This window comes from Litorivita sp. NS0012-18 (genome assembly GCF_040371945.1).
GTDB lineage: Bacteria > Pseudomonadota > Alphaproteobacteria > Rhodobacterales > Rhodobacteraceae > Litorivita.
This window is the reverse complement of record NZ_BAABWS010000001.1, coordinates 1017247-1031275: the sequence shown is the minus strand read 5'-3', so window position 1 is coordinate 1031275 and position 14029 is coordinate 1017247. Positions and strand designations below refer to the sequence as shown.

Annotated in this window: 15 protein-coding genes; 2 read left to right on the top strand and 13 right to left on the bottom strand. The window is 61.9% G+C overall.

From position 1 onward, the window contains the following. Positions 1–20: 20 nt before the first annotated feature. From ABWV64_RS04890 to ABWV64_RS04840, 11 genes are all read right to left on the bottom strand, one after another. Positions 21–1106, bottom strand: a complete 1086-nt coding sequence (locus ABWV64_RS04890; protein ID WP_353343150.1) for a Zn-dependent alcohol dehydrogenase — start codon at positions 1104–1106, stop codon at positions 21–23. An 88-nt stretch (positions 1107–1194) separates the two neighbouring features. Further along, a complete protein-coding gene (locus tag ABWV64_RS04885) occupies positions 1195–2472 on the bottom strand; it encodes a TCR/Tet family MFS transporter (RefSeq protein ID WP_353343149.1) in 1278 nt (425 codons plus the stop codon). A gap of 74 nt (positions 2473–2546) precedes the next feature. After that, the gene (locus ABWV64_RS04880) at positions 2547–3893 is read right to left on the bottom strand and encodes a class-II fumarase/aspartase family protein (protein WP_353343148.1); all 1347 of its coding nucleotides are present in this window, start codon (positions 3891–3893) and stop codon (positions 2547–2549) included. A 9-nt stretch (positions 3894–3902) separates the two neighbouring features. Continuing rightward, the gene (locus ABWV64_RS04875; RefSeq protein WP_353343147.1) at positions 3903–4613 is read right to left on the bottom strand and encodes an alpha/beta fold hydrolase; all 711 of its coding nucleotides are present in this window, start codon (positions 4611–4613) and stop codon (positions 3903–3905) included. Next, the gene (gene pcaG, locus ABWV64_RS04870) at positions 4614–5213 is read right to left on the bottom strand and encodes a protocatechuate 3,4-dioxygenase subunit alpha (protein WP_353343146.1); all 600 of its coding nucleotides are present in this window, start codon (positions 5211–5213) and stop codon (positions 4614–4616) included. A gap of 3 nt (positions 5214–5216) precedes the next feature. After that, positions 5217–5945 carry a protocatechuate 3,4-dioxygenase subunit beta gene (gene pcaH, locus ABWV64_RS04865; RefSeq protein WP_353343145.1) on the bottom strand — a complete coding sequence of 243 codons (729 nt, stop codon included), beginning with the start codon at positions 5943–5945 and terminating at the stop codon, positions 5217–5219. Beyond that, entirely contained in the window at positions 5938–6330 is a 393-nt protein-coding gene (pcaC, locus tag ABWV64_RS04860; RefSeq protein WP_353343144.1) for a 4-carboxymuconolactone decarboxylase, read from the bottom strand. Before pcaC ends, pcaH begins: the two co-directional genes overlap by 8 nt. After that, on the bottom strand, positions 6323–7123 hold the full coding sequence (gene pcaD, locus ABWV64_RS04855) for a 3-oxoadipate enol-lactonase (RefSeq protein WP_353343143.1): 801 nt from the start codon (positions 7121–7123) through the stop codon (positions 6323–6325). The genes pcaC and pcaD overlap by 8 nt, the downstream gene beginning before the upstream one ends. After that, a complete protein-coding gene (pobA, locus tag ABWV64_RS04850) occupies positions 7123–8292 on the bottom strand; it encodes a 4-hydroxybenzoate 3-monooxygenase (protein ID WP_353343142.1) in 1170 nt (389 codons plus the stop codon). Before pobA ends, pcaD begins: the two co-directional genes overlap by 1 nt. Positions 8293–8763: 471 nt before the next feature. Further along, positions 8764–9750 carry a threonine ammonia-lyase gene (locus tag ABWV64_RS04845; RefSeq protein WP_353343141.1) on the bottom strand — a complete coding sequence of 329 codons (987 nt, stop codon included), beginning with the start codon at positions 9748–9750 and terminating at the stop codon, positions 8764–8766. A gap of 18 nt (positions 9751–9768) precedes the next feature. Beyond that, positions 9769–10452, bottom strand: coding sequence for a haloacid dehalogenase type II (locus ABWV64_RS04840; RefSeq protein WP_353343140.1), 684 nt, complete (start codon positions 10450–10452; stop codon positions 9769–9771). A 220-nt stretch (positions 10453–10672) separates the two neighbouring features. On the opposite strand from ABWV64_RS04840, the gene ABWV64_RS04835 reads away from it, so the two are divergent. Then, positions 10673–11101, top strand: coding sequence for an FKBP-type peptidyl-prolyl cis-trans isomerase (locus tag ABWV64_RS04835; protein ID WP_353343139.1), 429 nt, complete (start codon positions 10673–10675; stop codon positions 11099–11101). A 137-nt stretch (positions 11102–11238) separates the two neighbouring features. Beyond that, a complete protein-coding gene (locus ABWV64_RS04830) occupies positions 11239–11883 on the top strand; it encodes a hypothetical protein (RefSeq protein ID WP_353343138.1) in 645 nt (214 codons plus the stop codon). A gap of 61 nt (positions 11884–11944) precedes the next feature. Here the strand turns inward: ABWV64_RS04830 and ABWV64_RS04825 are convergent, their stop codons facing one another. Together ABWV64_RS04825 and fabB are read right to left on the bottom strand one after the other, a co-directional pair. Further along, positions 11945–12736 carry an enoyl-ACP reductase FabI gene (locus tag ABWV64_RS04825; protein ID WP_353343137.1) on the bottom strand — a complete coding sequence of 264 codons (792 nt, stop codon included), beginning with the start codon at positions 12734–12736 and terminating at the stop codon, positions 11945–11947. Between the two features lie 28 nt (positions 12737–12764). Continuing rightward, the gene (fabB, locus tag ABWV64_RS04820) at positions 12765–13994 is read right to left on the bottom strand and encodes a beta-ketoacyl-ACP synthase I (protein WP_353343136.1); all 1230 of its coding nucleotides are present in this window, start codon (positions 13992–13994) and stop codon (positions 12765–12767) included. Between the last annotated feature and the right edge of the window lie 35 nt (positions 13995–14029).

Here is a 14029-nt window from a genome sequence, read left to right as displayed (position 1 = left end):
GCCGAAGCAGCGGTTGAGGATTAGCGCAGGATGATCACGTTGCGCCGCGCCGCGCCCGATTTCGTGTCTTCGATGGCCTCGTTGATCTGCTCCAAGCTGAAGCGGTTGGAGATCAGCTCGTCAAGCTTCAACCGCCCTTGCTGATAGAGGTCCACCATCCACGGAATGTCGCGTTTGATCACCACACCGCCCATTTTCGAGCCGGTGATGCTTTGGCCTTGGTTCGCCATGATCAGCGGCGAGTAGGTCGAAACCTTGTCGCCGTGGGGCATGCCGACCATCACCACCTTACCGCGCGCGGCCAGATAGCGGGGGGCCACGTCATAAACGGGCGCCGCACCGACGGTGACCAGAACCGCATCGGCGCCGCGGCCGAGCAATTTCTTGACGGTGTTCCACGGCTTGGGATCGGAGGCCAAAACGACATCGGTCGCGCCGAATTCCTTGGCGGCTTCGAGCTTGTCCTCGTGCATGTCGATGGCTACGACGCGGCGGGCACCGGCGATACGCGCGCCTTGGATCGCGTTAAGACCTACACCGCCCGCGCCGATCACCACCACGTCTTGACCCGCTTTCACGCCGCCTGTGATGACTGCGGCGCCAACGCCGGTAATCACGCCGCAAGACAAAAGCGCCGCCACGTCTTTGGGCATGTCGGCGGGAATCTTCACGACTTGGCTGTGATGGATCACGGCTTTTTCCGCAAAGGCGCCGGTTTCCATGGCTTGGAACACGGGTTTGCCGTCTTTGGTGGTGATCGGCGATGCGGCGTAATCCACGGCGGTTTCGCATGTGGTCGGGCTGCCCGAGCCGCAGCTGTCGCAATGCCCGCAGGCGCGGATCAAGGTGACCGCAACGCTGTCGCCGACCTCAAAGCCTTGCACGTCATCGCCAAGCGCGGTGATGCGGCCTGCGGCCTCATGGCCGAAAAGCGCCGGAAGATAGCCGCCAAAGCCGCCCTCCTGGAAGGAAATATCCGAATGACAGATCGCGACCGCATCCAGCTCGACCTCGATCTCGCCCATGCGCGGGCCGCGAATTTCAACCTCTTCAATCACCAATGGCGTTCCGAATTCGTGGCAGATCGCAGCTTTCATCGTCGTCATGGTAAATCCCTCTCCATATGCAATGTCTGGCCGATGGGGCCGTTTGGGGTCTTTATAGGCATGTGAAATTATATTCTGCTAGTCGAAACTAGCCTTCGCGGGTTTTTGACGCTGCGGCGAAAAGGGCGGCAGCGATCAAAGCCAGCACAATCGCGATGGCAAAGGGCGCACCGGCGAAATAGAGCGGCGTGCCCTGATGGGTGAAGGCGGCAAAGCCCGACCCGAAGAGGATGGGCGAGATCACCATCGACAGCGCGCCGATGGCGGCCAGAACCCCTTGCAATTCGCCTTGGGCATTGGCGGGCACCTGCGCCGACATGATGGATTTGAGCGCTGGCATCCCGATCGATCCGAGCGCCGCCAGCGGCACCATATACATGGCCAGCGTTCCATTGGTCAAAAAGCACAAGATGCCAAAGCCGAAGATATCGGCGGCAATCCCGTAGCGCACGGTGCGCGCCTCGCCCCACATCCGCAGGGCAGGGCGGATCAGCACGATCTGCACAAAGGCCATCGACATGCCGAACACCGCGAGCGACAGCCCGATCCGTCCCGGATCCCAGCCAAAGCGCTCGGCGGTAAAATAGGACCAGATCACGGGGTAAACCTGCCCTGCGATCGTGTAGATAAAGAGCATCCACAGCAGCGGGCGCAGCGCCCCCATACCGGCGACGGCGCGAAAGGCGCCAAGCGGATTGGCGCGGCCCCACGAGAAGGCGCGCCGGTTTTGCACGCTCAAGCTTTCGGGCAGGATCAGCGCCCCGAAGGCGAGGTTCAACGTGGTCAGCGCGGCGGCGGCGATAAAGGGCGCGCGGGTGCCCATCTCGCCCAAAAGCCCGCCCATGAGCGGCCCGATGACGAAGCCCACGCCAAAGGCCGCTTGGATCAGGCCAAAGCGCGCCGCGCGGTCCTTTTCGGGGGTGGTGTCGGCGATATAGGCCACGGCGGTGGCGTGATTGGCCGCGGTGATGCCGCCGATGATCCGTCCGACAAAGAGCAAAAAGATGCTGCCCGCCACGGCCATCAGCACATAATCGAGCGCCATGATCGCCAGCGAGACAAGCAAGACAGGGCGGCGGCCAAAGCGGTCCGACAGATTGCCCAAGATCGGCGAGAAGATAAACTGCATCACCGCAAAGATCGCCGTCAGCCCCGCGCCCCAAAGCGCCGCCGTGGCCAGATCGCCGCCCTGCACTTCGCGGATCAGGCTTGGCATCACCGGCATGATCAACCCGATGCCCATCGCGTCGATCAACACCGTGACCAAGATAAACAGCCCCGCCAGCGAGCGCTGCGGCGGCGGCGATTTGGGCGCGTCTTGCGGGGCAAAGGGCGGCAGTGCGGCGTCGGGCGCAGGCTGGGTCACGTCGGGCACCACTCAAGGCTAGGTTTGGAGCACGGGGGCCTCCCCGCGTCGATGTCTATGCCCTATGTAGTGGCTCAGCCCGTCTTTGTGAATCCCAAAGACCGCACGGTGTCGGCAAAGCGGCGCGCCTCGGCGGGGGCGCTGCCCATTTGGGCGGCCGGATCAAACAGCGCCGAAAGCGCCAAATCGGGGAAAGCCTTGGCCGCCAGATCGCCCAGCTCCGCGCCGGTTTTTCCCGCCTCGACGCATAGGGTTTTGACCGCCGCCTGTGCCTCGGGGCGCGGCAGGGTTTTGGCCAGTTCGAACGACAGCGCCTCGGCGTAGATCAACCCCTGACCGCCGCTCAATGCGCCGCGCATGGCATCGGCGTTGGGTGCAAGGGTCCGGCTCAGGCTGCGCGCCTGCTCGAGCATCGCCGCGCCCGACAGGCACAATTGCGGCACGGTCAGCCATTCGGTGAACCACGCCGATCCGTCGCGCTCCAACCGCGGGCTGCCTGCGGTCAACAGTGTTCCGTTCAGCGCGGTGATCTGGCGGCTCAGCGCAAGGATCACGCTGGGTTTTACGGGGTTTTGCTTTTGCGGCATGGTCGAGGATCCGCCCGCCGCGCCCAGATTGACCTCGCCGATGCCGGTCATGGTCAGGGCCAGAAGGTCTTCGGCCATTTTGCCAAGCGCCGCGCCAAGGCGCGAAAGCCAGCCCGCGAGCGCAAGGATCGGGCTGCGGTCATTGTGCCACGAGCGCTGCGGATCGCGCAGGCCGAGCGCCTCGGCCAAGGCGGCGCGGATGGTTTCGGCCTGCGGGCCCATGGCCGATCCGGTGCCCGCCGCGCCCGACAGCGAGACCCACAAGACGCGGTCGCGCAAGGCGGGCAGTTCGGCGAAAAGATCGAGCAAAGGCGCGCCCCAATGGGCCACGACCGAGCCAAAGCTGACGGGGGTGGCATGTTGGCCGTAGGTGCGCCCCGCCATGGGCAAATCCGCATGGGCCTCGGCCAGCGCCGCGAGGCCTTCGAGCGTTTCGGCGAGGGCGGTCTCATAATGGCCGAGTACCTGCCGCAGGCGCAGCATCAATCCGGTGTCGAGGATGTCTTGCGAGGTGGCGCCGAAATGGATGTATTGGCTGTGCTCGGGCGCCTCCATCGCGGTGCGAAAAGCGGCGACAAAGGCGGGAATGCACACGCCGTTTGTGGCGGTGGCCTCGGCCAAACCTGCGGGGTCGATTTGCACCTCCATCGCGGCGCGGTGGATCGCGGCGGCGGAGATTTCGGGGATCAAACCGGCGGCGCCTTGGACCTTGGCCAAGGCCCCCTCCACGATCAAAAGCGCGCGCATCTCGGCGCTGTCGGTGAATAGCTTCGACACATCACCGGCATTGAAAAGTTTGGCGAGAAGGGGGCTGTCGTGGACGGAACCGGCCATAGGGGTCTGTTATCCTTTGGAAATCTGGTCGAGCAGAGCGGCGAGCGCCTCGGGCTTTGCGAAGAAGGGGGAATGGCCGCAGTCCATATGGTGCACATCGCGGCGCGGCCAATCTGCGGTCATGGTCAATTGGTATTCGGGCGGTATGGTTTGATCATCCGAGCAGCGGATATAGCTGCGCGGCAAGTCTTGCGAGCGCGCGCTCAGGGGGATCACCGTGGCCTGCGGCGCGATGGCCTGCACGCATAGGTTCGAGATGGCGTATTCGGCGGCCTCGCGCGGGCAGTCTTGGTAGAAGACCCCCGTGGCGGCCTCGGGTTTGACGGCAAAGCCGAGCCCGTCTTGGGTTTTCTCGATGGCGTGCAGCAGGGGCTGGCGCGGGGCGGCGATGCGCAGATCGATCAAGGTTTTGCCCGCCGCAGGCACATAGGCGCAAAGATAGACCAGCCGCGCGATTTTCTCAGGGGCTTTTTCGGCGGCAGCGGTAATCGGGTAACCGGCCATCGAATGACCGACGAGGATCGTCTCATCGCCCATCGCGGCGGTGATGGCATCGGCATAGGCGTCCAATGTTACCTCTTGGTAAGGGGTGCTATCCGTCCCGTGCGAGGGCAAATCAATCGCCGAAACGTCATGACCCCGCGCCTTGAGCGCGGGGATCACATCGCGCCAACACCAAGCGCCGTGGCATGATCCGTGGATCAGCAGAAATTTGGCCATTCAGATGTCCAGAAATACCGTTTCATTGTCGCCTTGCAGGCGGATGTCGAAACGATATTGGCCTTCGCCGGTCTTTTTGGCAATCAAACTCTGGGCGCGGGGCGTTTGCTCGATGCGCGACAGCAGGGGGTCATTGCTATTGTCTTCGTCATCGAAATAGATGCGGGTTTGTAGCCCGATGTTGATGCCGCGCGCGACGATCCACAGGCTGATATGCGGGGCCTGCATCGCGCCGTTTCTTGTGGTCACCGCGCCAGGTTTGACGGTGGTCAGCGTGAATTCGCCGCTGTCTTTGTCGGCGGCAAAGCGGCAGTAGCCCGTCACGGCGGGGTCTGCGCCATCTTGCTCTGCGAATTTGCCTGCCGCGTCGGCTTGCCAGCTTTCGAACATCGCATCGCGCAAGGCCCATCCGGTGCCGTCGAAAATCGATCCGGTGATGGTGATCACCTCGCCTTTGGGCGTGCCGCTGAGCGGTGATTTTCCAAGGTCTTCGGCATAGATGCCTTTGACCCCTGCAAAGGAGGGAATGCAGCCGATATGGACGTAGGGCCCTGCGGTTTGCGAGGCGGTTTCGACAAGCGTATCAAGAGATTGGACCATGGTTTACATCCCTTCGAGTTTGTTTTCGAACATCGTCTGGCGGCGGCCGCGCAGCACGATATCGAATTTATAGGCGAGAAAATCGAGCGGGCGCGATTTGCTCATATCCAGCGGCGCGACGAGGCGGTCAAGCTGGCTGCGTGTCTTGATGGTCGCGGCGATGGGGCAGTGATTGATCAACGGATCACCCTCGAAATACATCTGGGTGATCAGGCGCTGGCCAAAGCTGTGGCCAAAGACCGAGATGTGGATATGCATCGGGCGCCAGTCATTGCCGCGGTTGGGCCAAGGATAGGCACCAGGGCGGATGGTGAGAAATTCGTAATAGCCGTTCTCGTCGGTGATGGTGCGCCCGCAGCCGCCGAAATTGGGGTCGAGCGGGGCAAGGTAGCTGTCCTTGATATGGCGATAGCGCCCGCCGGCGTTGGCTTGCCAGATCTCGACCAATGTATGCGGCACGGGGCGGCCGAATTCGTCCAAGACACGGCCATGCATGAGGACGCGCTCGCCCACGGCGGCGGCCTTGCCTTGGGTGTAATTCATGATCAGGTTGTTGTCCCACTCGCCCAGAAGGCTATGGCCAAACCGCGGGCCGGTCTCTTCGGAGGGGGTGCTTTCCATGCTCAAGAGCGCCCATTTCGGGCTGCGCGGGACGGAGGTTTTATAGTCCGGATCGTAAGCGACCGGATGGGCGGCGCGGTTGCGCGGCACAAGGGGGCCGAGGTCAGCCATTGGCATTCTCCATTTCTTCAAAAATCTGCCGCGCCAGTTTGAACGCATGGTTGGCGCGCGGCACACCGGCGTAGATCGCCACATGCATAAGGGCTTCGATCACGTCATCGCGGGTGGCACCGGTGTTGGCGGTGGCGCGCAGGTGCAATTCGAATTCCTCGAAATTTCCCAGACCGGCCAGCAGCGCCAAAGTCATCATCGAGCGCTCGCGCAGCGGGATGGTGTCGCGGCTCCACACATGGCCCCAAGCCGCATCGGTGATCATCTCGACAAAGGGGGCGGCGATGTCGGTCGGATCGGCTTTGGAGCGTTTGACATGCGCCTCGCCCAGAACCTTTGTGCGGGTGATGGTGCCTTTTTCTTGCATGGTTTTGCCGTCAGACATGGCCTGTCTCCTTGATGAATTGGGTCAGCAGATCGGCAAAGGCGTCGGGTTGTTCGACGCAGGGCAAATGCCCCGCGCGGCGGATCAATTCGAACCGCGATCCGGGGATCAGGTTGACCGTCTCGCGGATCAGATCGGGCGGGGTCGATCCGTCATCCGATCCGCCTATGCCGAGCGTGGGCAGGCGCAAGCCGCTGGTGGGGGTGTAAAAATCCGTGCCCGAGATCGCGGCGCAGCAGCCCGCGTAGCCTTCGACCGATTGCTGGATCAGCATGTTGCGCCACGCGGGGAATTCGGATGAGGCGAGGAAATCCTTGTGGAACCACCGCTCCAGAATGCCATCGGCCATAGGGGCAATACCGCCCTTTTTCACGGTGGCAATGCGGTCGGCCCACATCTCGGGTTGGCCGATTTTGGCCGCCGTATTGGACAGGACCATGGCCCGCACCAGATCGAGCCGCTTGACCGCCAGACCCTGCGCGATCATCCCGCCGATCGACAGGCCGACAAAGAGGCTGTCCTTGACCTCAAGATGATCCAAAAGCTGCTCGGCGTCGCGCACCAGTGTGCCCATGGAATAGGGCCCTTTGGGGCAATCGGACAAGCCATGCCCGCGTTTGTCATAGCGGATCATCCGCAAACCCTCGGGGAAGGCGGCGTGCAGCCGCGCAACCACCTTGTCCCAAAGGCGAAAATCCGTGCCGAGCGAATTGGCAAAGACCACGGCGGGCGCGTCTTTGGGCCCTTCATCGCGGTAGTGAAGTCCAACGCCGTCTAAATCGAGAATATGCATCAGTAAGGCAGTCCTACATAGTTTTCCGCCATCACCTTCTGCGCGTTTTCATTGTCGCGCAAGAAAGCGATCTCGGCTTGCTGCATCTTGAGGTCGAACTCGGATTGGTCGGGATAGCGGTGCATGAGCGAGCTGAACCACCAGCTAAACCGTTCGGCCTTCCAGACCCGCGCAAGGGCTTTTTCAGAATAGGCATCAAGCCCGTCACAGGTGCCGTCGAGGTAGAAATCCTTGAGGCCATTATAAAGGTAATGGATGTCCGAGGCGGCGGTGTTGAGCCCCTTGGCCCCCGTGGGCGGCACGATATGGGCCGCGTCGCCGCACAAGAACAACCGCCCCCAGCGCATCGGTTCGGTGACAAAGCTGCGCAGCGGCGCGATGCTTTTCTCGATCGAGGGACCGGTGACCAATTTGTCGGCGGCCTCGCGCGGGATGCGACGTTTGAGCTCTTCCCAAAAGGCCGCATCGGTCCAATCATCGACGCTGTCGCTGAGCGAGCATTGGATGTAATAGCGGCTCAAATTGGCGTTGCGCATCGAGCACAGCGCAAAGCCGCGTTCGGAATTGGCATAGATCAATTCGTCGTCCACGGGGGGCGTTTCGGAGAGGATGCCGAGCCAGCCGAAGGGATAGACTTTCTCGTATTCCTTGCGCACATCAAGCGGGATGGTCTGGCGGCTGACCCCGTGAAACCCGTCGCAACCGGCGACATAGTCGCAATCGATGCGGTGCTCTTGCCCCTCTGCGCTGTAGGTCACGAAAGGCGCATCGCCATCGGCGCCGTGGATCACCACATTTTCGACGTTAAACCGGATGTCGCCGCCCGCCGCTTCGCGCGCGTCGTAAAGATCGCGGGTTACTTCGGTTTGGCCGTAAACCATCACCGGCGTTCCGGTCAGCTTTTTGAAATCAATGTGGAAAATCTCGTCCCCGCAGGAGATTTTGGTGCCGTCGTGGACATAGCCTTCGGCCTCCATCCGCTCGGCCACGCCCGCTTCGCGCATCAAATCGACCATGCCGACCTCCAGCACGCCCGCCCGAATGCGGCCCAAGACGTAGTCGCGGGTTTTGCGTTCCAGCACCACCGAAGAGATCCCCGATTTGTGCAGCAATTGCGAGAGCAGCAGACCCGAAGGGCCGCCGCCAATAATGGCAACTTGAGTTCGCATTGATTCCTCCCTGTTCACGAGGGACAAAATCACCATTTAGTTTACCGTGTCAATTACTTTGTTGCCGGTCTGCCGCGAACAGGATCTGGCGCGCTAGCTTGTCCTCAAGAGAATGCCGCCAAAGACCAAAGCCCCGCGCATCAGTCTGCGCAGGCCTATGGCGCAGAGAGCTCAATAAGAATGCAGGCAATGGGAGAGCATGGAGCCGCGGTCAGGATCATGACGATCCTGACCGGCGCGCAGTCTGGAATATACATATTATCAATCGTTTGGCCCAAAAAAGCGGCCAGTGTTCGATAGGTGGTATTGGAAAAAGGTCGGAGTGTAAAAACGGGTCTTGGTATCGGTCGTCTTGCAATAAATTAACAGTGCCACGCCTGCGGGCATGGCGAAAGGCTGGTATTCCTTACCCAAGGTCATGCTTTGGGCATCAAGCCGATGAAAGCGGGTTTGCGCCGCTGCGCTCGCCCTTTAGGCGCCGAGCGTTTCCAGCGCGCGCGTCATCATCTCGGGGTCCGCATTGCCGCCCGACGCCACGGCGATCACATCCTCGCCCTCCAGCGCGTCGCCGTGGAACAAAGCCGCCGCCAGCGCCACCGCGCCGCCAGGCTCGATCACGATCTTGAGCCGTAGCAGTGCCAAAGCCATTGCGCGCAGGGCCTCTTGGTCGCTGACCGCCAGCCCTGCGCCGCATAGGCGTTTGAGGATCGGGAAGGTCAGGTCTCCGGGTTGCGGGGTGATGATCGCGTCGCAAATGCTGCCCGTGAGGGCGGGGTTGCGCTCGATCCGGCCCGCTTGCAGCGAGCGGGCGACATCGTCAAACCCCTGCGGCTCGACGGGGCGCACGGTCATGTCGGGCGCGCGCGCCTCCAAGGCCAAGGCAATGCCAGAGGTCAATCCACCGCCGCCGCAGCAGGTCAACACCTGCGCCGATTTGATGCCGCGTTTCGCGGCCTGCTCGGCGATTTCCAACCCGCAAGAGGCCTGCCCCGCGATCACCAACGGCGCGTCAAAGGGTTTGATCAAACTCAGCCCGCGCGCCTCGGCCATGGCCGCGCCAATCGCATCGCGGTCCTCATTGGCGCGGTCATAGAGCACCACCTCGGCCCCGAGCGCACGGGTATTGGCGATTTTGAGCGCAGGTGCATCGGAGGGCATGATGATGACGCATGCCGCCCCGTGCTGGCGCGCGGCCAAGGCGACGCCTTGGGCATGGTTGCCAGAGGAAAAGGCGATCACACCGCGTTTGCGCGCGGCTTCTGCGATGCCGGAGATGGCCGACCAAGCGCCGCGATATTTGAACGATCCGGTGTGCTGCAAACACTCCGCCTTGATCCAGACGCGGCGTCCGGCGATCTCGTCCAGAAAGGGCGAATTGAGAAGCGGCGTGCGGCGGACATGGCCCTTAAGGCGCAGCGCGGCGGCGTCGATGTCGGCGATGGTGACGGCTTCGGTCATGGCGGAGGGCCCTTCGGATCAGTAGATGTCTAGCGCGGCAATACCGGACAAATCCGGCAAGACCATCGTCGGTTTTGCGGGCAAACGATCCATCGGTGCGCCGCTGCGGTTGACCCATGCGGTGGTGAACCCGTAGCCCGCCGCCGCCGCCGCATCCCAGCCGTTGGACGAGACGAAGAGCACCTCGCTCGGGGCGCATCCGAACCGCTGCCCGACCAGATCATAAACCGCTCTTGCGGGTTTGAAGATGCCGACGCTTTCGACCGAGAGCAGATCGTCCAGCAGATCGCCCAAACCCGCCGATCCGACCGCGCCTTGCAACATGTCGGGAGAGCCGTTGGACAGGATCGCGGTGTTCAACCCTTTGGATTTGAGCGCGGCCAGCATGTCGGGCACCTCAGGATAGGCGGCCAGTTCCCAATAGAGTTGCAGCAGCCGCTCGCGCAGCGCCGGATCGGTCAAGCCTTCGGCCTCCAGCGCCCAATCCAGACCGTCTTGGGTCACCTGCCAGAAATCGCAATGCGCCCCCATCATGGCGCGCAGCCAGCTGTATTCCAATTGCTTGCGCCGCCAGTTTTCCGCCAGTTGCGGCCAATGGGTGGCCAAGGCCCCCGCCTGCGGTTCGGCGGCGGCGATGCGGGCAGCGGCGGCAACGTCAAACAGCGTTCCGTAAGCGTCGAAGATACAGGTGGTGACGGGCATAGGGTGATCCTTTGGGTGATCTTTTGATATCGCGAGGGGGCAGGCGCGCCCGCGCCCCAGCGTGGCACGGAGCGGGCGCAGGCGCAAAGCCAAATCTGGGCGCGGGCGCGATGGGTTTGCAATCATGGCCGTGCCGATTTACACTCGCCGCGAGCCGACAAGCACCTGCGCGCCGCGTGGCCTTGGCAAATCAATCTCCCTATCAGAACTGGATACTCCAATGACCGCAATCAAATCGGGCGATACCGTCCGTATTCATTACACTGGCACGTTGAACGACGGCACCACATTCGACAGCTCCGAAGGCCGCGATCCTTTGGAATTCGCCGTCGGATCGGGGCAAATCATTCCCGGTCTGGATAAGGCGCTTCCCGGCATGGCCGTGGGCGAGAAAAAGACCGTGACCATCGCGCCCGAAGAGGCCTATGGCCCTGTGCACCCCGAAGCGATGCAGGTGGTGCCGCGCAGCGAAATCCCCGATGATATCCCGCTTGACCTTGGCACCCAGCTTCAAGTGCAAACTCCTGATGGCCAAGGCATGGTTGTGACCGTGGCCAATGTGACCGAGGCCGAGGTGACGCTGGATGCGAACCACCCGCTCGCGGGTAAGGAATTGACCTTTGATTTCGAGATCGTCGGTATCAACTGATCCGGCTTGACATGGTAAAAAGGGGCGTGCCGGTTTGCGGCGCGCCCTTTTTTGCGCGCGCCATTGTGGCTCTGTGCGGGCGCGGATTTGGCGCTATAGTCAAGGGTGAGCAAACCGCCCGCGCATAGGAAAACGCCATGCAAGACACGCCCGATCCCAAAGAGCCGCAAGCCAAATCCGGCGCCGCCATGGAGCGGATTTTGGCCAAAATGCACGCCCTGCAACAGCAGCTTGAAGACGAGATTTCCAAGCGCCGTGCGGCTTTCTCTTACCGCGTCGAAAACGGGCGCGTTGTGTTCGAGGCCGAGGCCATGCGCCGCCAGCGCGAATTGCGCATCCGGCTTTGGGCGTTCTTGCGCGCCACGCGGCCCTTGACCGTGATCACCGCGCCGGTGATCTATTCGCTGATCATCCCTTTTGTTTTGCTCGATATTTTTGTCAGCATCTATCAGGCGATCTGCTTTCCGGTTTACGGCATCCCCAAAGTGGCGCGGCGCGATTACATCGCGTTGGATCGCCACCAGTTGGCCTATCTCAACGCTTTGCAAAAGTTCAATTGCATGTATTGCGGTTATTGCAACGGACTGATCGGATATGTGCGCGAGGTGGCCAGCCGCACCGAGGCCTATTGGTGCCCGATCAAACACGCGCGCCACCTGCGCGGCGGGCATGACCATTACGCGCAGTTCACCGATTTCGGGGATGGTGAAGGGTTTCAATCGGGGCTGGTGCGCTCGCGCAGCCGTCTCAAGACCTTGGGCGAGCAGGGCGATCAGCCTTGATGGCAACGGCAAAAGGCGCCCCGCAGGGGGGGCGCCTTTGCAAGTTTAATGCATTGATAGCTTAGATGTTTTCGGCCTGCGGCATGCCAAGCACATGATAGCCGCCATCCACATGGATGATCTCGCCGGTGGTGCAGGCCCCCGCGTCCGAGGCGAGGTATACGGCGGTGCCGCCAACGGCCTCCAGCGTCGCATTGGCGCGCAGGGGGGCGTTTTGCTCGGAATGTTTGTAGGTCTTGCGCGCGCCGCCAATGGCCGCACCGGCAAGGGTTTTCATCGGACCCGGAGAGATGGCGTTGACGCGGATGCCCTCGGGGCCAAGGTCATTGGCCAAATAGCGCGTGGTCGATTCCAGCGCCGCTTTGGCCACGCCCATGACGTTGTAATTGGGCACAACGGTGTTCGAGCCTTGGAAGGTCAGCGTCAACAGCGTGCCGCCGTTTTCCACCATCAAGGGATGGGCGCGCCGCGCGACCTCGATCAAGGAATAGGCCGAAATATCCATCGAGTTTTTGAAATTGGCGCGGCTGGTGTTCAAGAACCGGCCGGTGAGTTCGGATTTGTCCGAAAAGGCGATGGCATGAACGACGAAATCAATCGTCGGCCAACGCGCGCCCAGTTGCTCGAAGGCGGTGTCGAGCGAGTCATCATCGGTCACGTCCACATCGACCATGAAATCGCTGCCGACCGAGGCGGCCAGCGGGGCAAGGCGGCTGCCGAAGGCCTCGCCTTGGTAGGTAAAGGCTAATTGCGCGCCCGCATCCGCCATGGCTTTTGCAATGCCCCATGCGATCGAGCGCTCGTTAGCCACGCCCATGATCAACCCGCGCTTGCCCTTCAAAAGATCCGACATCTATGATATTCCGTTCTATTTCAAATCGTTAGTCAAGATACTTGGACATCAGCATCGACCCGTTGGTGCCGCCGAAGCCGAAGGAATTGGTCATCACCGTGTCCAGCCCCGTGTTGTCGATGCGGGTTGTGGCAATCTCTGAGGCGTCCAGCGCCGGATCGAGGGTTTCGACGTTGATCGAGGGGGCGATGAAATCGTTTTGCAACATCAACAGGCAATAGATCGCCTCTTGCGCGCCCGTGGCGCCTTGGCTGTGGCCGGTCATCGATTTGGTCGAGGAAATCAGCGGTGTGGAGCCTTGGCCAAAGACGCGGCGCACCGCTTCGACTTCGCCGACATCGCCCACGGGGGTCGAGGTGCCGTGGGCGTTGATATAGCCGACCTTGCGGGCCGGATCGAGCGATTGCAGGGCAAGGCGCATGGCGCGTTCGCCGCCCTCGCCCGAGGGGGCGACCATGTCATGGCCGTCCGATGTGGCTGCAAATCCGGTGACCTCGGCATAGATTTTCGCGCCGCGCGCAAGGGCGTGGCTCAATTCTTCGAGAACGACAATGCCGCCGCCGCCGCCGATGACAAACCCGTCACGGCCCGCGTCAAAGGCACGCGAGGCTTTGGTCGGCGTGTCGTTGTATTTGCTGCTCATCGCGCCCATGGCGTCAAACAGGCATGACAGGGTCCAGTCCAGCTCTTCGCCGCCGCCCGCGAACATCACGTCCTGTTTGCCCATCATGATCTGTTCGGCCGCATTGCCGATGCAATGGAGCGAGGTCGAGCAGGCCGAGGTGATCGAATAGTTGATGCCCTTGATTTTAAAGGCGGTTGCCAGATTGGCGGAAATCGTCGAACCCATGCATTTGGGCACGGCAAATGGCCCGATGCGTTTGGTCGCGCCGGATTTGAGCGCGGTTTGATGCGCGGCAAACATCGCCGAGGTGGACGGGCCGCCCGATCCGGCGATCAATCCGCTGCGCTCGTTGACCACATCGCTTTCCTCCAGCCCCGCATCCGCGATGGCTTGGCTCATGGCGATATGGGCATAGGCCGCCCCCGGCCCCATGAAGCGCAGGGTGCGTTTGTCCACATGGTCGGCCACGTCGAGTTTGACATTGCCCGCGATCTGGCTGCGAAACCCGTGCTCGGCCATCTCTTCATTGAAGGTGATACCGGAGGTTCCGGCCTTGAGCGAGGTCAGGACCTCTTGGGCATTGTTGCCGATCGAGGAGACAATCCCCAAACCTGTGACGACGACACGGCGCATGGCGTGCTCCTTTTCTAAGCTTGGGGCGTTTGTAA